The following is a 21,402-nucleotide window of genomic DNA, read 5'->3' on the forward strand; positions in this document are numbered from 1 at the left end:
GGGGTTTCTGCGCTGGGGCTGGGCGGTTGCACCTCCCCCACCGCGCTACCATCCCCGCATGACCACCCACTACGAATCTCTGCAGCAAGCTACCGCCTACCAAGACGCCTTCAGCGTCGAACCGCCCAGCGCCCTGGGCGAGCGCGACATGTGGCCGCGCAAGCCGGGGTTTTGCATCCGGCCCGTTGCGGCCGAGGGTGATGCACCAGCGTCTCGTGTCTTGACTCCTGCCCAGTGGGGCCTGGTGCCGCACTGGGTCAAGTCGGCATCCGACGGCAAGCTGCGCGCGCCCAAGCTGGTCAACGCCCGGTCCGAAACGGCCAGCACCACGCAAAACTTCCGCGATGCCTGGCTGCAAAACCAGCGCTGCATCGTGCCCATGCAGGCCTTTTATGTGGACGACCTGCGCAGCGGCAAGGCCGTGCCCACGCGCATTTCGCGCATCGACGGCAAGCCCATGGGCGTGGCCGGGCTGTGGGCCAGCTGGACCGGGCCAGACGGCGTGCCCTTCCTCAGCTACACCGTGCTCACCGTTAACGCCAATAACCACGCCCTGATGCGCCGCTACGGCCCCGCGGGCAACGACAAACACATGCCCGTCATCCTCAACGAAGGCGCGGTGGATGCCTGGCTCACGGTGCGCATCGAAAAAGCCAAGGAATTCATGCGCCAGTACCCGGCCAACTGGCTGGCCGCCAACCCGCTGGAAACCAAGGCTGATAAGGTGCCGCAGGGGCTGTTTTGAAGCTCCAGCCCTTTGCTACTTGGATGCTGGTAGCCGCCAGCGAGCAGGGCGTGCGCACCGCGCCGCCCGGCCAGAGCAACCCGCGCATCACCGCCTACCACGCAGGCACCAACATCGCAGGCTATGACGACAAGGCCGCCTGGTGCTCGTCTTTTGTGAACTGGACGCTGGCCCAGGTGGGCATTTCCGGCACCGGCTCGGCCCTGGCCCGCTCCTGGCTGGACTGGGGCCAGCCACTGGATGCCCCCGTGCCCGGCTGCATCGTGGTGCTGACCCGCGACAACCCCACGGGCTGGACCGGCCACGTCGGTTTTTATCTGCGCACTGAGGGTGACAAAGTGCTGCTGCTGGGCGGCAACCAGCTGGACTGCGTGTGCGAAAACAGCTACCCGCTGGCCTCGGTGCTGGGCTACCGCTGGCCTGCGGGCGTTTCACCCGGTTAATCCCTGCGGGCTTGACGTGTGTCAAGCCGCTAGCCCATGGCCATGCCAGTATGGGCTTTGGGCTACAGCAGGAGAAGCTTATGGACGCACGGCGCATCGTCTTCATCGAAGGCCACCCCGACGACACGCAAGAGCACCTGTGCGGTGCTTTGGCCAATGCCTATGCCGCAGGGGCGGAAGAGGCGGGCCACACGGTGCGCCGGGTTCTCGTGGCGGCTTTGGACTTTCCACTCCTGCGTCGCCAGCAGGATTGGGAGCATGGCGCGCTGCCGCCCGGCCTGGCGATCGCGCAGGCCGACATTGCCTGGGCCGAGCATCTGGTGCTGTTTTTTCCTCTGTGGCTGGGCGATATGCCCGCCTTGCTGAAAGGCTTTTTGGAGCAGATTGCCCGCCCGGGCTTTGCTTTCAAGGCCAGCCAGGGCAACCTCTTTGGCCTCAAGGGCCTGACGGGGCGTTCGGCCCGGGTCGTGGTCACCATGGGCATGCCGGCTTTGGTGTACCGCTACTACTTTCGGGCGCACAGCGTGCGCTCGCTGGAGCGCAATATCCTGGGGTTTGTGGGCATCGCGCCGGTGCATGCAAGCTTGATCGGTATGGTGGACCAGCTGGGCGCAGAGGGCGTGCAAGACTGGTTGCTTAAGCTGCGCAAGATGGGGGCATTGGCGGCTTGATGCGCTAGCGCACAGAACCGCACCGAACCACGGTGTAGGCTGGGGTCTTTCAAAGCAAAGGACTCCCCATGCGCACACCTTCCATTGGCATCATCGGCACCGGCTGGGTCGGCGCCAGCGTGGCGATTTCGGTGTTGCAGGCGGGGGCGGCGCAAGAGGTGATCTTGTTCGACGCGCGTGACGGCCTGGCCGAGGGCGAGGCCATGGACTTGGCGCACGGCGCGGCCTTCTACCCGTCGGCCCATGTGCGGGCCGGATCGCTGGCCGAGATGCTGGACACCCAGGCTATCGTCATCACAGCTGGCAAGGGCGGCACGCCCGGCCAGTCGCGGCTGGATTTGCTGAAAGAAAACCTGGTCATTCTGCGCAACATCGCCCTGCAACTGCGCGGCTACCAGGGCATTGTGGTCATCGTCAGCAACCCCATCGACGTGCTGGTGTTTGACTTTACCCAGGCATCCGGCCTGCCGCCCGAGCGCGTGATCGGCACCGGCACCATGCTGGACACCGCGCGGCTGCGCCAGATGCTGGGCCAGCGGCTGGCGCTGGACCCGCGCTCCATCCACGCGCAACTGGTCGGCGAGCATGGCGACTCGGAAGTGGTGCTGTGGTCCAGCGCGGAGGTGGGCGGCGTGCCCCTGCGCAGCTGGGCGGGCTGGCAGCCGGCCGACGAGGCGCACATCGCCCACCAGGTGCGCCGCGCCGCCTACGAGATCATCCAGCGCAAGGGCTCCACCAACCACGCCATCGGCCTGGTCACCGCCCACCTTCTGCACGGCATGCTGCGCGACGAGCGCCGGGTGCTTACCGTCACCCGCGTGCAGACCGGCGCGCTGGGCCTGTTGGGCGTGGCCTTGTCGCTCCCCACTGTCGTCAGTGCCCAGGGCGCGGTGCAGGTGCTGGAGCCCGCCATGGATGCGCAAGAGCGCGCGGCGTTGGAGAAATCGGCCGACGTGCTGCGGGCGGCGGTGGCCTCGATAACTTAAGAGTGGCGCAAGCTGACAAGTTTGTTTAACACCTTCCAATAAATGTTATATTTGTTTAACACTTAAACCCTTGAAATGGTCGCGCAAGATTGTTAAATTGAGCGAACATTTTCACAGAGTTGTTAAACGCAATGAACACCTTGCAAGGCATCGCCGAGGGCCTGGCGGCGGGTCGCCAGGGCACCAGTGACGTGGCCCTGGCCCAGCAAACCGGCCTCACGCGCCAAAGCATTGGCCGCGCCTTGAGCGGCCAGCACAACTTCAGCGTCACCACCTTGCTGGCGATTGCGCAGGCCAACGGGCAAGAGGTAATGCTGGTGCCCCGCGATGCCGCCCGCGCCCTCACCGGCCCGCGCCAAACCCCGGTGCAAAGCGTGTCCACCATGGCGGACGAACTCAAGCACCTGTGATGTTCAACGTCGAAGTCCTGCACATCCTGCTCAGTGGCCGCCCCGTGGGCCAGTTGTTTCGCTTCGCCAACGGCACGGCCAGCCCCATCATCCGCTTCGTGGCCGACGATGCCTTTGCCGCCGACCCGCAGCAGGCGATTGTGTCGGTCAGCATGCGCGCCCGCGACCCGGCCCAGCAGACCTCGCTGTGGAAAGACGTTGCCGCGCCGGTGTTCAACGGTGCCGATGGCCGCCTGCCCGACTTCTTCCAGAACATGCTGCCCGAGGGCGTGTTTCGCACCCAGCTGGCGCAAGAGCGCGGCTGCCGCGAAGACGACCACTTCGCCCTGTTTGCCGCCTGCGGCCTGGACCTGCCCGGCGCAGTCAAGGCGCTACCGGCCCACCTGGACCGCCAAGCCCTGGCCCGGCTGGTCACGCAAGACAACGATGCCCTGGAAATGTCGGTCACCGCCGACCCGCTGCCCCTGGGCGTGTCGATCTCCGGCATGCAGCCCAAGGTGGGCCTGATCTCCCAGGGCGGGCGCTACGTGGCACGCAAGCGCTCTGGCGTGACCCGCATCATCGGCAAACTGCCCCAGGTCGACCGCGCCAAGCTGCCCGAGCTGGAGCACCTCAGCCTGTCCATGGCCCAGGCCGCCGGGGCCAAGGTGTGCGAGCACAAGCTGGTGCCGCTGGACAAGCTGGACTTTGCCCACGGCTACACCCTGGGCGGCAGCAGCAACTTTCTGGCCGTGACCCGCTTCGACCGCGAGGGTGCCAAACGCATCCACTGCGAAGACTTCGCCCAGGCCCTGGGCGTGGACCCGCGCCACAAATACACCGGCGCCACCTACGCCGCCATGGCCGGTTTGATGCTGCGCTACCCCGACAGCCTGGGCCTGAGCGCCGTGCACGAACTGCTGCGCCTGGTCACCATCAACGAGCTCATGGGTAACTATGACGCGCACCTGAAAAACTTCTGCCTGCTCTACCCTGAGAGCCAAACCCCGGTGCTGTCCAAAGCCTTCGACATCGTCGCCTGGTCTGCCTACTACAGCGGCCAGGGCAGTGCGTTGGCGCTGTACCGCAATGACGGCGGCAATGGCACCGAGTCCGAGCTAGGCAAAACGCTCACCCCCCGCACCCTGCGCGCCTTCTGCAACCGGGTGGGCATCGCCGAACAACCCTGCACCCGCCTTGTCCGCGATACGGTCGCCCAGGCCTACGCCACCTGGCCTGGGCTGGTGGAGGGCAGCCAGATTTTGGAGGAGCAGAAGGAGAAGCTCTTGGCGCGGCTGCGGGGGCATGTGTTTGGGAGGGGGAAGGGCAAGGTGGAGCGGCGGTAGTGCCTTGAAGGCTGGGTTGTGGCGTTACGACTGGTGGTGCACAGTTGACGCGTTCTGCTTGGGTTTTGATTGGACGTTAGTCGCGGGTGGCTAAAGTCGGGTAGCGGTGACCAACAGTTTTAGAGGGGCCAATGGCGGCTTCAGGCTGGTTGCGGAAGTAAGGAACGCTTGCAGTGACCGTCTCCTAGACGTTCACCAGCGGACGTTGAAGACAATGGCCGCCAAGCGCTGGAGGAGCGGAGGTAAGTTGTGGAACTCGGTGGGACGCCGTGCGGACGCTGATCGAGCTGAATGCGGCGTGTTGCGCGTCTCAACGCCATCATTCGCTATCTTCGTCACGCACGTCGGACTTCAGCCGGAGGCCGCGCCGCGCCTAAAGGTTTCCCCGGTTCAAACACAGGCATTTCCCCGACCGTTTCCCCTATTTCCCGCGTAGCTGAAGGTAGCGCACTTTTTCCGCACCCCACCGGGAGGTCGCAGGGGTCACGCAGCCACCTCAAATGGTGGTCAGGGCCAAAGGCGCGGCCGACGAGCCAGCCTTGGCCCCATTCTTGTGGGACAGCAAAATCCGCCCGACTCCCACGGACCCGGCGTCTATGGTGTTCGGAATGCGTCCGGTTGCAGATTGGACATCGGGGGGCGGACTCGCACTCAGCACCATGTCGCGCACCGCTGACGCCGGCCCCGCTGGTAGTCCTCCTCAAACTTGATGAGGCCCAGCTACCGCAGCCCAGCCGCAGCCCGACAAGTTGTTACAGAGTACGCAATCACTGCGACAATGAGAACTCACAAAGATTGGAGGAACGATTTGGCAGACAAGCATCCCTACATGTCCGGGTCCGGCGGTGTAATGCAACTCGTTGCTCAACTTCGCAAGGCATTTCCTGCAACGGTGACGGCGGAGACTCTTAAAAAACTGGGCATCGCGCCGCAGAACGAAACTTACGTTCTGAACATCATGAAGTTCATTGGAGTGCTGGATTCCGAGAACAAGAAGACAGCTGCGGCAGGGCCGGTATTCAACAAGCACGACAACGCCGAATTCCAGCAAGAGTTCGCAAAGCTGGTCGCTGGCCCGTACCACGAGTTGTTCGACCTTCATGGCGAGGATGCGTGGACGCTGCCATTGGACAAGTTGATCTCTTTTTTCCGCAATCACGATGGCACCAGCGATGTAGTCGGGAAGCGTCAAGCTTCAACGTTCCAGTCGTTGGCGCGAATCGGTGGAAAGCTATCCGATGACGCAGCCGCAACGGCAAAGTCCGCGCCAACTGGCGCTGGTGCAAAGATAGTCAAGAAGTTGGCCCCGACCAAGAAGGCGGCGCTGCCAGCCCAAGCTCAGTCTCCGGCTCATGCGCCTGTGCACGTGCACGTGCAACCGCCGATTCAGACGAACGCAGTCGCGGCCGGTGCCGGAGGCGTTGGACTGACGGTTCGCATTGAGATCAACCTCCCGCCTGGCGGTGATCAGGCAACGTACGACGCCATTTTTAAGAGCATTCGCGAGAACCTGCTGAATGGCAACGGCGCTTGATCTGTTTGAGCAGATCGTACGGCGCACTCCAGCGCGGGAGCCGATAGAAGAAGCCGCGCCGACTTCAAACGGTCTGCCCGTTCACCCTTTTGAGCTGCGCAATGTACACGTCGGATTTCCGCCGAAGGTTCGGAAGCTGTTCGACGACGGGCATGGCGCGGAAGCGACGTTCCATGCCTTCAAATACGTCGAAAAGGTAGTTCAGAAGCACACTGGTAGCACACTCAATGGTGAAAAGCTCATGATGGCTGTCTTCAACGAGGCTGGTCCCGCTGTGAAGCTGAATGGCCTTGCAAACGCAAGTGAGCAAGACGAGCAACGCGGCTACCGGTTCATCTTCTCTGGCGCAATCGTCGCAATACGCAATCCGGGCGGGCACGAAATCACGTTGAGTGACGATCCTGATGTATGCCTCGACCACCTTGCATTTGCGTCTCTGCTTCTTCGGCGCCTTGAGCGGTCTGGCTACAAGTGACGCCCATGAACAAAGTCATGTACGCCATTTCATGGTTTGTCGCGGCGTATTTCGGCGTCGGCTTTGTTGCGAAGGCTGGTTTTCCCCCTAAACCTGATCTTCTGATCGCCGACGCGTTCTTCGTAGCGCTCTTTCTATTCTTCCTGTTCTTGCCTTTCTTCAACAAGATCAAGATTGGATCTTGGCTGGAGCTTGAGCGCGAGGTCAAGGAGGTGAAGAAGGAAACGGCCGCGGCAAAGGAGGAATTGCGAGAGTTCAAGTCTGAGGTGCGCAACTCATTGTCCGTCGTGTCGACCACGTTGAACAACCAACGTCAGCAAACGCACGTCGTGGTTAACAACTCGGCTCCTGAGGCGGCCACGCTGCGGGAACAACAGCAAAAGATTGAGGAAACATTTCAAACCCCTCATGGGGAGGCTAGAGCGGAGAAATACGCCGTAGAGACCAAGGCTCAAGAAGACGAAGATGTGGCGTATATCTTGGCGAAAGTGCGAATAGACATTGAACGCCTGCTACGCACGATTCTGGGGCGACAAGTACATACCCTTTCCTCTGGAACTAACGTCATTCGCATGGCGAGTCTGCGACAACTCTTCGACGAGTTGATCAAATCTGACCCCCATTACAAATCACTATACCAGTCGTTCAACTACGTAAATCGCGTTTGCAACGCAGCGATTCACGGGCAGATCGTGAGCGAAGAGCAGGCGGCGGAGGCTTTGAAACTTGGCGCGCTCATCATTGATGTTCTGAAACAGCATCCTGACGCCAGCGCGGTGTAGCAGGATTTACTTGCGATCATATTCGTTGTTCGCCGGTAATGGAGCAGGGGAAATAGGCTCCAAGCCGCCCGGTGCAGCTTGAGATTCGAGCCCTTGTCGAAAGAGGTCGAGTCTCGCCGCGCTAAGGCATCGCCGCCTCATTTCCCGAAACTTGCGCCCGCGCGCAAAGATGCCGCCCAGGCCAAGATCTTGAGGCCGCAACAGGGCGCGGAGGATGCGTCCGAGTACGTCGATGGAATGACTGCAGAGCGGCAGCATGCAGCCGTTCATTTCTATCGGGCTGACGTCGGCTATCGCTGCATAACAGCCGTTCGAGGGACTCGATCGAATGAGCAACCTCAGGCCTCGAACTCGAAATGTATGTTCCGGCGACACCATCGGTTTCGTGCCACCAGTCGATGTCGCTTCAACAGCCAATGCAACCATGGCGCAGTCCTGTTGCAACCCATGGTGCATCCAGATCCCCTTCATTCGTTGCACAGAAACTCCCTCAGGACCAAGGTTTGGTGGCAATGGCTCGCTGCAGTTGGCAATCAAAAAATTGCCTTGAGAGCGGGAAGCGAAGTTCAGGCGGACTTAACAGATTTATTTGCACACCTTTGTCCAGTTAGTTCAAAATCCCAAGTAATTTAAGCTCCCCGCGCTCATCCCACCAGCACAAGCAGCTACAAATACAAGAGCACCCTCTTGCCCACACTCCAAGCCCCAGGCCTGCTGCTCTGACCGTTCGAACCCTCCGATGCCCCGGCCTTCACCGAGGCGGTGCGGGAGTCGCTGGTATTGCTGCAGCCGTGGGCGCATGCGGCGTACAGCGAGCAGGAGACCTTGGCGTGGTTTGCCTTCCGGGCAGCGGGGATGCCTTGCGAGGGGTGAACACCGCCGTGCAAATCACGCGCCAATTGGGGACTTGCTCAGCGCTGCCTTGGCGTGAAACAGCTTTCATGGCTTCGGGGTGCGCTGTGCCTAGTCCATGCAAGTGAGAGGTCGTCTTCGTATGTGTGGGCGCTGTGGCGTGAACCGTTGGCTTGGCACCCAGCCAGCCAGAGCGGACTGGTCCACAGCGCCGGAGTGCCCGATGGCGCTATGCGTGCGCGGGCCGTGGATTTTTGCGCTTGCGTGCGCCAAAGATGGCGCATAAACCCAGGCCGACCAAAGCCATGCTGGCGGGTTCAGGCACTGCGTTGGTTTCCAGGCGGAGCTGCCGCCTCACGTCCGCATCCGTGCCACCAAACGCAAAAGAGTCTGGGGTGTCGTAAGTGCCCGCGAGCGCGAAAAACCCTGGGCGGGCATTGATGGCTGCGATGGCATCCGCGTTGAGCGTTATATCGACGAGCCCGCTGGTCTGTATGCTGGTGAGCGCGGTGCTGCCGTAGCGTGTGCCACTGCCCATGTCTGCGTAAATGTCGGTCAGACCCGATCCACCGGCTCTGAGCGCTGTCACAGGCGTTGTGACGTCAAACAAGGTGTAGGTTCCATTGCCGGGTATGTTCCCTGCGCGCAGACGCAGGATGGCCGAAGTCACTTGCCCGACGATACTGCTGGTGTCAAAAACAAAGAAATTCCGAAAATTTTTGTTGCCGCAATCCGGACAGAAGCCCGCGATGTAGTTGGTGTTGGATGGCGAGTGGTCCCCTTGGCTGCTGTAGGCCCCTGAATCCGTCCATTGGATGACGGTGGTGGCGTGTGACAAAACGCTGGCGCTGGCGAGTAGGAGTGCGATCAGTAGTTTGCGGTGCATGGGCGGGAAATCCAGTGATGGGGGCGGCGTTGATGGTTGTAAGTTGGTTGGCGCTTGCGCCGAGCGTTATTCTGCCAAAGGGTATGGTGGCACACTGGATTTAAAAGTCTTTTAAGCCCTCCGTGCCCATCCCACCAGCACAACCAGCTACAAATACAAGAGCATCCCCCATGCCCATACTCCACGCCCCAGGCCTGCTGCTCCGACCATTCGAGCCCTCCGATGCCCCAGCCTTCACCGAGGCGGTGCTGGAGTCCCTGCCATCGCTGCAGCCCTGGATGCCGTGGGCCCACGCGGGGTACAGCGAGCAGGACGCGATGGAGTGGTTTGCCTTTACCCACGCCGGGCGGGCGGAGGGCACGAACCATGAATTTGGCGTGTTCTCTGAGGACGGGCGGCGGTTCCTGGGCGGCACCGGCATCAGCCAGCTCCATGCGACGCACAGGGGCTGCAATCTGGGCTACTGGGTGCGGCAGTCGGCGCAGGGGCAGGGGCAGGGGCAGGGGCAGGGCGTGGCCAGTAGCTGTGTGCGGGTGCTGGCGGAGTTTGCTTTTGCCACGCTGCAACTGCACCGGGTAGAGATCAGCGCCGCCGTGGGCAACAGCGCCAGCGCGGGCGCGGCGCGCAAGGCCGGTGCGGTGTGGGAGTGCACGGCCCGCAACAAGCTGTGGCTGCACGGTCGGGCGGTGGATGCGGATGTGTTTTCTTTGGTGGTGTGAGTTGTGAGGGTTTTTGGCCGCTAGCGCCCATCCCATCAGCACGAGAGGCTATGGATTCAATAGCGTGGCGTGCTTTTCAAAGCGTCCAGTCTTCTAGCTTCAAACCCGGCACTTGGCGGAAGGCGTGGTCGTTGGTGACGATCACGGCATCGGCGCTCATCGCATGGGCGGCGATCAGTAAATCCATCGGAGCCAGGGGCTTGCCCAGGCCGACCAGCGTGGCGCGCAAGGGGCCGTAGCGGGCAGCGGCGGCACGGTCCCAGGGCAACACTTCCAGCCGCAGCAAGAGCTCCCGCACGGCTGCATGCACGCGGGTGGCATCCGGTCGTTTGGCCAGCCCGAACAACAGTTCTCCTTCGGTGATGGAGGAGATGCACAGGGCGGCCATGGGCACCGCCACCACGCGCCGGGCCACGGCGGGATGGCGTTTGAGCAGATGGCTGACGGTGTTGGTGTCCAGCAGGTAGCGCTTCATGCGCTCCAGCCTTCCAGGGGGTCGCGGTCGTCTGCACTGTGCGGAGTTTCGTGGCGTTCTGCCGGGTTCAAAAAGTCGGCGGGCACGTCTGCTGTGGCCAGTGTCGCAAAGAAGCCGTCCCAGGTAGCGGGCCTGCGCGACAGGATGACATCGCCGCTGTCCGCGTCCTGGTGGATAAATACTTCGGTGGTGTCAAAACGGTAGGCGGCTGGCAAGCGCACGGCCTGGCTGCGGCCATTGGTGAAGAGTTTGGCGGTTTGCTCCATTGAGGCTCCTTGAAGATGGTATATATCAAAGTATATGCCTCAAAATAACTGAAAGCAAATTTGCTAAGCTTTTAAGCCTCTCGTGCCCATCCCAGCAGCACAAGAAGCTATCTATTCAATAGCAAATGGTTCTGCCAGCCCAGCGCTCTGGTGTCGCTCTTTTAACCCCCTTCAACCCGCAGTTTGTGTGGTTTCGCCGTAAGACCTGCAGATGAGTTGCGCCATCCGTTGCGCCGCTTCGCCCATGCTGCGATGGGCCCGGTGGAGCAGGCCGATGTCCCGGTGGAAGGTGTGCTGGCCCAGATCGATGGCGCGCACGGCGGCAGGCCAGCGCCGGTGGGTGTGGGTTTGCGGCACCAGGGCCACCCCTACGCCGTTGGCCACCAGGCGCACGATGGCTTCCAGCTCATCCACTTCGCAGATGTCCTGCACGCGCAGGTGGGCCGCGCGCAGGAAGCGGTCGACCTGCCGGCCTCCGAACGAGGTGCGGTCGTAGCGCACGAAGGGCTGGCTGCACAGCAGTTCGGACCAGTCCTTGCCTTCCACGGTTTTGGGGACCAAAAGGCGGAATGGCTCAGATGCCAGCGTGGTCCAGCGCAGATCGGTGTGCAGTGAAAAAGGCGGCCGGATGATCGCGGCCATGTCGATGTCGCCTGCATCCACCCGGTTCACCAGGTCCATGGATAAGCCCGGGATCACCCGCGAGCGGCAGCCGGGGAACTGTTTATGGAACATGGCCAGCACGTCGGGCAGCAGGGCGCGTTGCACCGACGCAATGGCCCCGATGCTGACCAGCACCGCCGCAGGTTTGCCCGTGCGGCGCGAACCCAGGTCGCTGTAGAGGCGAATCAGCTCTTGCGCCCGGTCCAGGGTTTGGTGCCCCATGGCATTGAGCCGGGCCGACCGGCCGGTGCGGTCAAACAGTGGAAAACCCAGCTCGGTTTCCAGACGCTGCATTTGTGCGCTGACCGCCGCCTGCGTGAGGCCGATGGCTTCGCCTGCGGCGGCAAACGTGCCTTGCCGGGCTACGGTGACGAAGGTTTTGAGCTCGCGAATCATGGTTCTATCCAGATGTTGAGTCCAAATTTTATTGGAGGTCACGTCAAATATATATTGATATTATTTTTGTCTGGCGGGATTCACACTTGCGCATCTTCATCCACCACCGAGAGAAAAAATGCAAAGTCCCCAAACCAATCCCGCGCTGCTATCTCCCTTCCACCTGGCCTTCGCGGTGCACGACCTGGCCCTGGCGCGCAGCTTTTACGGCGGCTTGCTGGGCTGCCCGGAGGGCCGCACGTCGGACGATTGGATCGACTTCAACTTCTACGGCCACCAAATCGTGGCGCACCTGGCACCCAGCGAAACCGGTCTGGCCCAACGCAACGCAGTGGACGGCCATGGCGTGCCTGTGCGGCATTTCGGCATCGTGCTGCCCATGTCTGATTGGGACGCGATGGCAGCCCGGCTGACCTCGCAGGGGGTTGAATTCATCATCGAACCCTACGTGCGGTTCAAGGGCGAACCCGGCGAACAGGCCACCATGTTCTTTCTCGACCCGTCGGGCAACGCGCTCGAAATCAAGGCCTTTGGCGACATCACCAAGCTGTTCGCCAAGTGAGAAAAACGCGATGAGAATTCTGACCTTGACCCTTCTTGCGGCCTGCGCGGCCCTCACCGCGCAGGCCGATACGCTGCAGAAAATCAAATCGACGGGCTCCGTCAACATGGGCGTGCGCGACTCGTCTGGCGTTTTGTCGTACACCCTGGGCAAGGAGCAGTACGGTGGCTTCCATATCGAGCTGTGCCGCCGTGCTTTGGCAGATATCCAAAAGCAGTTGGGGCTGCCCAAGCTGGATATCCGCTACTACCCGGTCACGTCCACCAACCGCATCCCGCTGCTGCAAAACGAGACCATTGATCTGGAGTGCGGCTCTACCACCAACAACGCGGCGCGCCAGCAGCAGGTGGCCTTTGCCGTCACCACGTATGTCGAAGAGATCCGCATTGCCGTCAAGGCCAACTCCGGCATCCAGTCGATCAGCCAGTTGAATGGCCGAAAGGTTGCCACCACCAGCGGAACCACCAGCGTGCAGGTGCTGCGCAAGCACCAGCGTGCCCAGGGTGTGGAGTTTCAGGATGTTTATGGCAAGGACCACGCCGAGAGCCTGCTTAACCTCGAATCTGGCCGCGCCGATGCGTTCGTGATGGACGCGCAGGTGCTGGCCGGCAACATCGCCAATGCCCGCAACCCCGCCGATTACAGAATAGTGGGCGAGGTGCTGGGCGTGGAGCCCATCGCCATCATGGTCCGTAAAGACGATGCCGCGTTCAAGCAAAGCATCGACAACACCTTGCGCGGTCTGATGAAGAGCGGGGAGATTGCGGGCATCTACGACAAGTGGTTCATGAAGCCCATTCCGCCGACGGGCAATGCTATCAACCTGCCAGCGTCCCAGGCCACCAAAGCCGCCTGGGCCAACCCCAACGACAAGTCGGCAGAAGAGTTGGCCGCCGCCCGCTGAAGCCAGCACGCAAACCCTATTTCACTTCCACTACGCACTATCCGGAGTACACATGCCCAACCCTAGCGACATCCAGGACTATGAGGCCATCGTCCAGGTGGTCCGCAAATACACCGAGGGCAACAAAAATGCCAGCGGTGCGACCATGCGGCCTGCCTTTCACCCGCAGGCCACCATCTTCGGGCTCGACGGAGACGCGGTCTTCGGCCCCGAGATCGAGAAGCTCTTTGACCTGATCGACCAGTTCGAGCCCTCGCCAGAAGCCCGGGCCGTGGTCTCGCGCATCGATATCGCGGGCACGGCTGCAAGCGTCCGCCTGGATTGCGACAAGGTCGCGGGCCAGCGCTTCACCGATTTCTTCCATCTGTTGAAGGTGGACGGTGCTTGGGTCATCGTCAACAAGACCTATTGCATCTATCCGAAGGCGTAGCGTTGCCCGTCCGGTCGAACGACCCGCTCGAGGCGGGTTTAGGTTTTGAGGGTTTTTGGCTTCTTACGCTTATTCCACCAGCGAAAGCAGCTCTTTATTCCATAGCGCTGCAAGCTTGTCAAAGCGTCCAGTCTTCCAACGCCAAACCCGGCACTTGGCGGAAGGCTTGGTCGTTGGTAACGACCACGGCATCGGCGCTCATCGCGTGGGCGGCGATCAGTAAATCCATCGGTGCCAGGGGCTTGCCCAGGCCGACCAGCGTGGCGCGGAGGGGGCCGTAGCGGGCGGCGGCGGCGCGGTCCCAGGGCAAAACTCCCAGCCGCAGCAAGAGTTCGCGCACGGCTGCGTGCACACGGGTGGCATCCGGTCGTTTGGCCAGCCCGAACAACAGCTCTCCTTCGGTGATGGCAGAAATGCACAGGACGGCCATGGGCACAGCCACTACGCGCTGGACCACGGCGGGATGGCGTTTGAGCAGATGGCTGACGGTATTGGTGTCCAGCAAGTAGCGCTTCATGCGCTAAAGCCTTCCAAAGGGTCGCGCTCGTCTGCACTGTGCGGCGCTTCGTGGCGTTCTGCCGGGTTCAAAAAGTCGGCGGGCACGTCTGCTGTGGCCAGTGCCGCAAAGAATCCGTCCCAGGTCGCGGGCCTGCGCGACAGGATGACATCGCCGCTTTCTGCGTCCTGGTGGATAAATACTTCGGTGGTGTCAAAGCGGTAGGCTGCTGGCAAGCGCACGGCCTGGCTGCGGCCATTGGTAAAGAGTTTGGCGGTTTGCTCCATAGTGGCTCCTTATGGGCGATCTATACCAAAGTATATGCCTGCAAGAAAATAGAAGCAAATGCTCTCAGCGTTTTATGCCTCCCGTGCCCTTCCCACCAGCACAAGTAGCTACATATACAATAGCAAATCACCCCACCCGGCAAGCCTTCCAGGCCGCCACAAACCCCTCCGCCCGCGCCTGCACCTGCTCCGCAGGCGTGTCCGGCGCGTAGAGCTGGCCGCCGATACCGAAGCCGGTGGCACCGGCTTTCACCCAGCCGGCCATGCTCTCGGGCGTGATGCCGCCTACGGGCCAAATGGGAGTGCCGCTGGGTAGCACCGACAGCAGGGCTTTCAGGCCTGCGGTGCCGACCTGCTCGGCGGGGAAGATTTTCAGGGCGTGGGCACCGGCATCCAGGGCGGCGAAGGCTTCGCTGGGCGTGGCGATGCCGGGGGCGCTGAACAGGCCTTGGGCCACGCTGTGGCGAATCACTTCGGGGTTGCAGTTGGGCGAGACGATCAGTTTGCCGCCTGCGGCCTGGACGGCATCCACGTCGGCAACGCGCAGCACAGTGCCTGCGCCCACCAGCGCATCGGCCGGGGCGATGGATGACAAGATGCGGATGCATTCCAGCGCGCCGGGGCGGTTCAGCGGTACTTCGAGGATGCGGAACCCGGCATCGAACAGCGCCCGGCCCACGGCTTCGGCGGAGTCCACGTCGAGGCCGCGCAGGATGGCGACGAGCGGAAGGCGGGGGGTGTGGATGGTCATGGGTCAGGCCTTGTGGGTTTGGATGTAGTGGAAGCCGCTGAGGATCACGTCGCGTGGCGAGAGCAGGGTGAGGGCGCTGCCCAGTTGGCGGGCGGCGACCTGGTAGGCCTCGGCCAGGGCGGGGGAGCCGATCAAATGGAACTGGTCACTGCCCGATTTGTCGAGGTCTTGCAACACGTCTTGCAGTTCGCTGCCGATCAGCAGGCCGCTGAGGTACGCCAGGGCCTGGCTGGCGGGCATGGTGCCGGTGACCACACGGGCACGGCAGGCAAACAGCTGGTGCGCCAGCGCGCCGGGGGCTCCGGCGGCCACGCCGTCGGCAAAGGCGGGCTGGCTCCACAGGGGTTCTGTGCCCGCTGGCTGGGCGGCGGCGGCCAGCGTGCCGTTGGTAGACAGCAGGGCGAACAGCTCACCCGTCATGTAGGTGCGCAGTTGCTCCACGCGGCCGTCGCGCAGCAGCACCCATTTGCTGTGCGTGCCGGGCAGCACGAACCAGCCGTTGCGCAGGCCCATGGCCACCGCGCCGAGCAGCTGGGTTTCTTCGCCGCGCATCACGTCGGGCTGGCCGCTGGCATCACGCACGCAGTAGCCAGGCACGATGTAGCGCTGCGGGTGGCCGCTGACGTGCACCAAGTGCTGCGGCAGGGCTTCGAGCGGTACATCGGGGCCGACGTATGGGGCCTCTTGCCAGCCAAAGGCGCTACCCACCATGCCGGACATTACGACCTGGCAGTCGGCGCGATCTGCAGAGGCACCCAGTGCGGGCAGCCATGCGGTCAGGGATTCGGCGTGCCGTCCGCGGGTGGTGAGTGCGCCCTGGTCGTCGCTGGCCTCGGTGGTGCAGGCACCCAAAGCGTTCAGCGCGTAGCCACGGCGGTGGGTGGTGCCCCAGTCCACGCCGATCCAGGGGGTGTGCGTTGGTGTCATAGCGTGTCTCTTGTCGGTGTTTTGGTGTCTTTTGGGTGCAGAAGGCCCCATTTCGGCATGATGGACGCCCCACAGCGCTCTAGCAGATGCCTGTTTTGCAATGATTGTATGATTTATTGTTGGCTCCTGGTGTCACAATGCGACGATGTTCACCGGGGCTTGCCCGGCCTGCCATGGAGTTATGTGCGATGCGGTCTCCCTCGAATCAAAGCGTCTCGGCCACCTATTCGGGTCGGAATCTGCACGGGCAGGTGGTCAAGTCTTTAGGCCACGGCGTGGTGGGTGGGGCCTATCCGGCGGGTGAGTTGCTGCCCAACGAAGAGGTGCTGTGCCGCACGCTGGACGTGAGCCGCACCGCGCTGCGCGAGGCCATCAAGGTACTGGCCGCCAAGGGGTTGCTGGAGTCGCGTCCGCGGGTGGGCACCTGGGTGCGCCCGCAGGCCAGCTGGAACATGCTCGACCCCGATGTGCTGTCTTGGCGCTGTGCCACCGGGCCGGACGCGCAGTTTCTGCGCCACCTCACCGAGATGCGCGAAATCATCGAGCCCGCCGCCGCCGCCCTGGCTGCGCGCAGCCGCAGTCCCGAGCAGTTGGCGGCACTGGAAGATGCATTCGGCGCCATGGAAGGCGCCCGCAATGTGAATGAATGGGTGGAGGCCGACCTGGCCTTTCACAGCGCCATTCTGCAGGCCACCAACAACCCCCTTTTGGTGCCGCTGGCCGCCATCATCGGCAGCGCGCTGGAGGCATTGCTGGGTATTTCGGCGCGCAAGGCCGGTGATTTCCACGACGCGCTGCCCGACCACCGCAAGGTGCTGGATGCCATCCGCGCAGGCGACGCGCAGCGGGCTTTGCACCGCATGGCGGTGATGCTGTCGGACACCCGCGACCTGATGCAGCGCTCGGCCATGCTGTCGGATGGCCCGGCCGAGGCGGTGCCTGTGCTGGATACTACGGGCCATGTGGTGCATTCGGCGGGTTCGCCGGTGTAACAGCACGGGGTTATTGCGGGGCTTTTGGCCGCCCAAGGGTTTGTCCTGATCGTAGAATGCGCAGTCATTTGTATGATTTATTAATTCGCGACAGCGCATTTCCCCACACCACTGCCATGACCACCGAATCCCCCAAAAAACGCCGTTCCCAGCACTGGTTTGGCGGCACCAGCAAAGACAACTTCATCCACCGCAGCTGGATGAAGAGCGAAGGTCTACCGGATGACAGCTTCGATGGCCGCCCGGTCATCGGCATTTGCAACACCTGGAGCGAACTCACCCCCTGCAACCAGCATTTCCGCCAGATCGCCGAGCGCGTGAAACACGGCGTGCTGCAGGCCGGTGGCATTGCGGTGGAATTCCCGGTGTCGTCGCTGGGCGAAACCCTGATGCGCCCCACCGCCATGCTGTACCGTAACCTGGCCAGCATGGACGTGGAAGAGGCCATCCGCGCCCATCCGCTGGACGGCGTGGTGCTGCTGGCGGGCTGCGACAAAACCACGCCCGCCACCCTAATGGGCGCGGCCAGTGTGGATTTGCCCACGCTGGTGGTGTCCGGCGGCGCGATGCTCAACGGCAATTACCGCGGCGAGCCCATCGGCTCGGGCACCCACGTGTGGAAGTTCTCCGAGGCCGTCAACGCGGGCAAGATGACCCTGCCGCAGTTCATGCAGGCCGAAAGCTGCATGTCGCGCTCCGCCGGGGTCTGCATGACCATGGGCACCGCCAGCACCATGGCCAGCATGGTCGAGGCACTGGGCGTGTCCCTGCCCACCAATGCCGCCATTCCTGCCGTGGATTCGCGCCGCCTGGAGCTGGCGCAGCGCTCGGGTCGCATGATTGTCGATATGGTCGAGCGCGACATGCGCCTGTCGCACGTGCTGACCCGCGAAGCCTTTGAAAACGCCATCCGCGTCTGTGGTGCCATCGGTGGCTCTACCAATGCCGTGATCCACCTGATCGCCATTGCCGGGCGCATGGGCGTGCCGCTGTCGCTGGACGACTGGGACCGCCTGGGCCGCGACATCCCCACCATCGTGAATCTGATGCCGTCGGGCGAATACCTGATGGAAGACTTCTATTACGCCGGTGGCCTGCCGGTGGTGATGAAGCGCTTGCTGGAAGCGGGTTTGCTGCATGGTGACGCCATCACCGTCAACAACCGCACCCAGGCGCAAAACGTCGAACACGCCGAGTGCTTCAACGACAAGGTAATCCGCCCGCTGAGCCAGCCTTTGGTGGAGCAGGGCGGTCTTGCAATTTTGCGCGGCAACCTGGCCCCGCAGGGCGCGGTGATCAAGCCATCGGCCGCCACGGCCAAGCTGTTGCAGCACCGTGGCCGGGCTGTGGTGTTCGAGAACATCGAGCACTACAAAGAACGCATCATGGAGCCGGATCTGGACATCGACGAAAACTGCGTGATGGTGCTTAAAAACTGCGGCCCCAAGGGCTACCCCGGCATGGCCGAGGTGGGCAATATGGGCCTGCCGCCCAAGCTGCTGCAAAAGGGCATTACCGACATGGTGCGCATCTCGGACGCGCGCATGAGCGGCACGGCCTTTGGCACCGTGGTACTGCACGTCGCGCCCGAAGCGGCTGCCGGGGGCCCGCTGGCCCTGGTGCAAGACGGCGACGAGATCGAACTGGACGTGGCGGGCCGTGGTCTGCACCTGCATGTAAGCGACGAAGAACTGGCCCGCCGCCGCCTGGCCTGGGTGGCCCCGCCCGAGCCCGCCTCCGGCTATGTACGCCTGTACCACCGCCATGTTTTGCAAGCGGATCAGGGCGCGGACATGGACTTCCTTGTCGGCTGCCGTGGTGATGCCGTGCCCCGCGATTCACATTAAGGATTTTGATGAAAACCGCAAACTACCCCAGCCTGGAGGGCCGCAGCGTGTTCATCACTGGCGGCAGCTCGGGCATTGGGGCCGATATCGTGGTCGGCTTTGCCCGCCAGGGTGCCAAAGTCGCCTTCACTGGCCGCAATGCTGAATCGGCCGCGAAGGTCTTGGCCGATGCCAGCGCCGTCGGCCCCACGCCGCTGTTTTTGCAAAGCGAAGCCAGCGACGTGGCCGCGTTGCAGGCCGCCATTGCCCAGGCCGCCGCTGCGCACGGTGACATCAGCGTGCTGGTCAACAACGTGGCCAACGACCAGCGCCACGATCTCATGGACGTGACTCCCGAAGATTTCGACTGGCGCGTCTCCATCAACCTGCGGCCCGCCTTTTTTGCCGCCCAGGCCGTGGTGCCCGGCATGCGCCGCCGGGGCGGCGGGGCCATCGTCAACCTTGGCTCCATCAGTTGGATGATCAAGGGCAAGGGCTACCCAGTGTACGGCACCTGCAAGTCCGCCACCGTGGGCCTGACCCGCAGCCTGGCGCGCGACCTGGGCCCGGACAGCATCCGCGTCAACACCCTGACCCCCGGCTGGATCATGACTGAGAAGCAGCTCACCCAGTGGGTGGACGACGAAGGCAACCGCCTGATGGACGACAACCAGTGCCTGCCGGGCCGCATCGTCGGCGCAGACGTGGCCAACATGGCGCTGTTTTTGGCGGCCGACGACAGCAGCATGGTTACCGCCCAAGACTTTGTGGTGGACGCGGGGTGGACATGAGTTGTGGCTCACCCCCAGGCTTGCTCACTGCGTGTAGCAGCGCCAACCCCCTTGCAGGGGGCAACACCAGCAGCCTGGCAAAGCCAGTTCTGCGGTGTTCCGCGAAGGGGCATCGCTGCGCTAGCCCGGGGTAACACCGGAGCGTTTATTTCGCCCCTGTCTTACCCCCTCCTCCTTCGCGGGAGGGCCGGGGTGGGGACGGGCAGCCACCCAAGTTCTTCAATTTAAAGCTGTTTTTTCATGCCTAAAAAGACTGCTAGCGCAATTAAAACCTGCGGTAGAAGCTATCATTTTTAAATAATATAACCATAGCGCCATGCCTCTCCCCTGCACTGCCACCCCCATCTGGCCCGCCACCCTGCAACTCGGCGAGGGCACGCTGTGGCATGCCGCTAGCAGCCGCTTCTTCTTCGTGGACATCCGGGGCCAGGCGGTGCACAGCTGGTCGCCCGGCACCGACGTGGGCCAGAGCTGGCAGATGCCCGAAATGGTCGGCTGGCTGGTACCCTGCGCCGATGGCCAGGGTTTCATCGCCGGGTTCCAGTCTGGCTTCGTGCGCCTGACGCTGGAGCCGGATTTGCGCATTGAGCGCCTCGGCTCCCCGCACCCCGACCAGCCTGGCCTGCGCCTCAACGATGCCAAAGCCGATGCCGGTGGCCGCATCTGGGCCGGGTCCATGCACCATGAAAACCCCCAGCAGCCACTGGGCCAGCTCGCCTGCCTGCACCCTGATGGCCGCATCGAAGTGGTCGAGACAAACATCCACATCGCCAACGGCCCCGCCATCTCACCCGATGGCACCGTGCTGTTGCACACCGACAGCCTGCTGCGCAGCATCTACTGCTACCGGCTCAGCGCCGACGGCCAGTTGCACAACAAAAATCTCTGGAAAACCTTCAACCCCGAAGAGGGCGAGCCCGACGGCATGACTTTTGATGCCGAAGGCCATGTCTGGGTAGCGTTCTGGGGTGGTAGCTGTCTGCGCCGCTTCAACCTGGCGGGCGACGAACTGCAACGCATCGACCTGCCCGCCAGCCAGATCACCAACGTGGCCTTTGGCGGCGAAAACCTGGATCTGATGCTGGTGACCAGCGCGCGGGTGGGATTGTCGGAAGAGCAACTAGCCCAGCAGCCGCTGGCGGGCTCGGCGTTTGTGCTGCGCACGGGCGTGCGCGGGGTGGTGCCGGGGGTGTGGGGAGTTACTCTTTGATGTCTCTTGTAGACGCGGCGGCATGGCGCGCTTGTTTGCCTTTAACTAGCTGCTCCGCTTCACTTCTTAGTAAAAGTATTTGCTACTCAAGAATACCGATGTATCTTTGAAAAGTAAGCTCGCAACTCTCTTCAACATCTAGTTCAACTTCTGGACCGACTAATGGACGAATTTCTTGGGCTGCTCTTCGTGCATTTAAAAGTGCTTCAAACGAAACTTCTCCATTGATTGGTTCGAGCGGGAAGAGTTGAACTGACTCTGCCAACTCTAAGAATCTTGAACTCGGTTCAGCAGGGTGCCCTGGTGGCCAACGTTGAGTTTTGCGTTTCTCTGCTCTGGCTTCACTTGCTGCATCTTTGAGATGAATGAGAAGCCGTGCCAAACCATCAAGTGTCCGAGCCTCCCTTTCACTTGACTCCAGTCGGGCGCGGCGTGTCTGCCATATGACAACCGCTGCACCCACAGCGATTGCAATAGAGCTGTAAGCGTCCGGCCATCCCATGTTGACCACTGGCCACAGCCATGGTTGATTTCAAGGAGGGATGGGCTGCCAGCGATGCGGCAGCAGTTGTTCAATGTCCCGGGCCCTGTGCGTTGG

27 protein-coding genes are annotated in these 21,402 nt (G+C 62.5%); 17 read left to right on the forward strand and 10 right to left on the reverse strand.

What is annotated here, in order from left to right:
- Window positions 1-58: 58 nt before the first annotated feature.
- The 9 genes from AC097L_RS22065 to AC097L_RS22105 all read left to right on the forward strand — a co-directional run bounded on the left by AC097L_RS22065 (window position 59) and on the right by AC097L_RS22105 (window position 7,371).
- The gene (locus tag AC097L_RS22065; protein WP_479588870.1) at window positions 59-745 is read left to right on the forward strand and encodes an SOS response-associated peptidase; all 687 of its coding nucleotides are present in this window, start codon (window positions 59-61) and stop codon (window positions 743-745) included.
- Window positions 742-1,188 carry a TIGR02594 family protein gene (locus AC097L_RS22070; protein WP_479588871.1) on the forward strand — a complete coding sequence of 149 codons (447 nt, stop codon included), beginning with the start codon at window positions 742-744 and terminating at the stop codon, window positions 1,186-1,188. Before AC097L_RS22065 ends, AC097L_RS22070 begins: the two co-directional genes overlap by 4 nt.
- Window positions 1,189-1,268: 80 nt before the next feature.
- Window positions 1,269-1,859, forward strand: a complete 591-nt coding sequence (locus AC097L_RS22075) for an NAD(P)H-dependent oxidoreductase (RefSeq protein WP_479588872.1) — start codon at window positions 1,269-1,271, stop codon at window positions 1,857-1,859.
- A gap of 68 nt (window positions 1,860-1,927) precedes the next feature.
- Entirely contained in the window at window positions 1,928-2,845 is a 918-nt protein-coding gene (locus AC097L_RS22080) for an L-lactate dehydrogenase (protein WP_479588873.1), read from the forward strand.
- Window positions 2,846-2,976: 131 nt separating this feature from the next.
- Window positions 2,977-3,255: a helix-turn-helix domain-containing protein gene (locus tag AC097L_RS22085; RefSeq protein WP_479588874.1), complete on the forward strand. Its 279-nt coding sequence runs from the start codon at window positions 2,977-2,979 to the stop codon at window positions 3,253-3,255.
- Window positions 3,255-4,580 (forward strand): type II toxin-antitoxin system HipA family toxin, encoded by a 1,326-nt coding sequence (locus AC097L_RS22090; protein ID WP_479588875.1) that lies wholly within the window; start codon window positions 3,255-3,257, stop codon window positions 4,578-4,580. The genes AC097L_RS22085 and AC097L_RS22090 overlap by 1 nt, the downstream gene beginning before the upstream one ends.
- 808 nt (window positions 4,581-5,388) lie before the next feature.
- Window positions 5,389-6,114 (forward strand): DUF5343 domain-containing protein, encoded by a 726-nt coding sequence (locus AC097L_RS22095; protein WP_479588876.1) that lies wholly within the window; start codon window positions 5,389-5,391, stop codon window positions 6,112-6,114.
- Entirely contained in the window at window positions 6,098-6,589 is a 492-nt protein-coding gene (locus tag AC097L_RS22100; protein ID WP_479588877.1) for a TIGR02391 family protein, read from the forward strand. The genes AC097L_RS22095 and AC097L_RS22100 overlap by 17 nt, the downstream gene beginning before the upstream one ends.
- Before the next feature lie 5 nt (window positions 6,590-6,594).
- Window positions 6,595-7,371 (forward strand): hypothetical protein, encoded by a 777-nt coding sequence (locus tag AC097L_RS22105; RefSeq protein WP_479588878.1) that lies wholly within the window; start codon window positions 6,595-6,597, stop codon window positions 7,369-7,371.
- A 6-nt stretch (window positions 7,372-7,377) separates the two neighbouring features.
- On the opposite strand, the gene AC097L_RS22110 is transcribed toward AC097L_RS22105, so the two are convergent.
- Complete coding sequence (locus AC097L_RS22110) at window positions 7,378-7,851, reverse strand: hypothetical protein (protein ID WP_479588879.1); 474 nt, start codon at window positions 7,849-7,851, stop codon at window positions 7,378-7,380.
- A 601-nt stretch (window positions 7,852-8,452) separates the two neighbouring features.
- Complete coding sequence (locus tag AC097L_RS22115; protein ID WP_479588880.1) at window positions 8,453-9,109, reverse strand: PEP-CTERM sorting domain-containing protein; 657 nt, start codon at window positions 9,107-9,109, stop codon at window positions 8,453-8,455.
- A 170-nt stretch (window positions 9,110-9,279) separates the two neighbouring features.
- Here AC097L_RS22115 and AC097L_RS22120 point away from each other — a divergent pair, with 170 nt between their 5' ends.
- On the forward strand, window positions 9,280-9,828 hold the full coding sequence (locus AC097L_RS22120) for a GNAT family N-acetyltransferase (protein WP_479588881.1): 549 nt from the start codon (window positions 9,280-9,282) through the stop codon (window positions 9,826-9,828).
- Window positions 9,829-9,904: 76 nt separating this feature from the next.
- Here the strand turns inward: AC097L_RS22120 and AC097L_RS22125 are convergent, their stop codons facing one another.
- The 3 genes from AC097L_RS22125 to AC097L_RS22135 all read right to left on the reverse strand — a co-directional run bounded on the left by AC097L_RS22125 (window position 9,905) and on the right by AC097L_RS22135 (window position 11,628).
- Window positions 9,905-10,303 (reverse strand): PIN domain-containing protein, encoded by a 399-nt coding sequence (locus tag AC097L_RS22125; RefSeq protein WP_479588882.1) that lies wholly within the window; start codon window positions 10,301-10,303, stop codon window positions 9,905-9,907.
- The gene (locus tag AC097L_RS22130; RefSeq protein WP_479588883.1) at window positions 10,300-10,569 is read right to left on the reverse strand and encodes an antitoxin; all 270 of its coding nucleotides are present in this window, start codon (window positions 10,567-10,569) and stop codon (window positions 10,300-10,302) included. The genes AC097L_RS22125 and AC097L_RS22130 overlap by 4 nt, the downstream gene beginning before the upstream one ends.
- A gap of 171 nt (window positions 10,570-10,740) precedes the next feature.
- Window positions 10,741-11,628, reverse strand: coding sequence for a LysR family transcriptional regulator (locus AC097L_RS22135; RefSeq protein WP_479588884.1), 888 nt, complete (start codon window positions 11,626-11,628; stop codon window positions 10,741-10,743).
- Between the two features lie 118 nt (window positions 11,629-11,746).
- Here AC097L_RS22135 and AC097L_RS22140 point away from each other — a divergent pair, with 118 nt between their 5' ends.
- The 3 genes from AC097L_RS22140 to AC097L_RS22150 are packed head-to-tail and all read left to right on the forward strand — an operon-like array spanning window position 11,747 to window position 13,524.
- Window positions 11,747-12,190, forward strand: coding sequence for a VOC family protein (locus AC097L_RS22140; protein ID WP_479588885.1), 444 nt, complete (start codon window positions 11,747-11,749; stop codon window positions 12,188-12,190).
- 10 nt (window positions 12,191-12,200) lie between these two features.
- Complete coding sequence (locus AC097L_RS22145) at window positions 12,201-13,094, forward strand: amino acid ABC transporter substrate-binding protein (protein WP_479588886.1); 894 nt, start codon at window positions 12,201-12,203, stop codon at window positions 13,092-13,094.
- A 52-nt stretch (window positions 13,095-13,146) separates the two neighbouring features.
- On the forward strand, window positions 13,147-13,524 hold the full coding sequence (locus tag AC097L_RS22150) for a nuclear transport factor 2 family protein (protein ID WP_479588887.1): 378 nt from the start codon (window positions 13,147-13,149) through the stop codon (window positions 13,522-13,524).
- Between the two features lie 118 nt (window positions 13,525-13,642).
- Here AC097L_RS22150 and AC097L_RS22155 read toward each other — a convergent pair whose 3' ends face one another.
- The 4 genes from AC097L_RS22155 to AC097L_RS22170 form a co-directional block, all read right to left on the reverse strand.
- On the reverse strand, window positions 13,643-14,041 hold the full coding sequence (locus AC097L_RS22155; RefSeq protein WP_479588888.1) for a PIN domain-containing protein: 399 nt from the start codon (window positions 14,039-14,041) through the stop codon (window positions 13,643-13,645).
- A complete protein-coding gene (locus AC097L_RS22160) occupies window positions 14,038-14,307 on the reverse strand; it encodes an antitoxin (RefSeq protein ID WP_479588889.1) in 270 nt (89 codons plus the stop codon). The genes AC097L_RS22155 and AC097L_RS22160 overlap by 4 nt, the downstream gene beginning before the upstream one ends.
- Before the next feature lie 127 nt (window positions 14,308-14,434).
- Window positions 14,435-15,058 (reverse strand): 2-dehydro-3-deoxy-6-phosphogalactonate aldolase, encoded by a 624-nt coding sequence (locus AC097L_RS22165; protein ID WP_479588890.1) that lies wholly within the window; start codon window positions 15,056-15,058, stop codon window positions 14,435-14,437.
- Window positions 15,059-15,061: 3 nt separating this feature from the next.
- Entirely contained in the window at window positions 15,062-15,985 is a 924-nt protein-coding gene (locus AC097L_RS22170; protein WP_479588891.1) for a 2-dehydro-3-deoxygalactonokinase, read from the reverse strand.
- Between the two features lie 188 nt (window positions 15,986-16,173).
- Between AC097L_RS22170 and AC097L_RS22175 the strand changes: the two genes are divergently transcribed.
- From AC097L_RS22175 to AC097L_RS22190, 4 genes are all read left to right on the forward strand, one after another.
- Window positions 16,174-16,977 carry a FadR/GntR family transcriptional regulator gene (locus AC097L_RS22175; RefSeq protein WP_479588892.1) on the forward strand — a complete coding sequence of 268 codons (804 nt, stop codon included), beginning with the start codon at window positions 16,174-16,176 and terminating at the stop codon, window positions 16,975-16,977.
- Window positions 16,978-17,093: 116 nt separating this feature from the next.
- Window positions 17,094-18,824, forward strand: a complete 1,731-nt coding sequence (locus tag AC097L_RS22180) for an IlvD/Edd family dehydratase (RefSeq protein ID WP_479588893.1) — start codon at window positions 17,094-17,096, stop codon at window positions 18,822-18,824.
- Between the two features lie 8 nt (window positions 18,825-18,832).
- On the forward strand, window positions 18,833-19,594 hold the full coding sequence (locus AC097L_RS22185) for an SDR family NAD(P)-dependent oxidoreductase (RefSeq protein ID WP_479588894.1): 762 nt from the start codon (window positions 18,833-18,835) through the stop codon (window positions 19,592-19,594).
- Between the two features lie 316 nt (window positions 19,595-19,910).
- Window positions 19,911-20,804 (forward strand): SMP-30/gluconolactonase/LRE family protein, encoded by an 894-nt coding sequence (locus AC097L_RS22190; RefSeq protein ID WP_479588895.1) that lies wholly within the window; start codon window positions 19,911-19,913, stop codon window positions 20,802-20,804.
- An 82-nt stretch (window positions 20,805-20,886) separates the two neighbouring features.
- On the opposite strand, the gene AC097L_RS22195 is transcribed toward AC097L_RS22190, so the two are convergent.
- Window positions 20,887-21,186 (reverse strand): hypothetical protein, encoded by a 300-nt coding sequence (locus AC097L_RS22195; RefSeq protein WP_479588896.1) that lies wholly within the window; start codon window positions 21,184-21,186, stop codon window positions 20,887-20,889.
- Window positions 21,187-21,402 lie beyond the last annotated feature (216 nt).

The sequence above is a fragment of the Rhodoferax sp. RT5P35 genome (assembly GCF_056521385.1).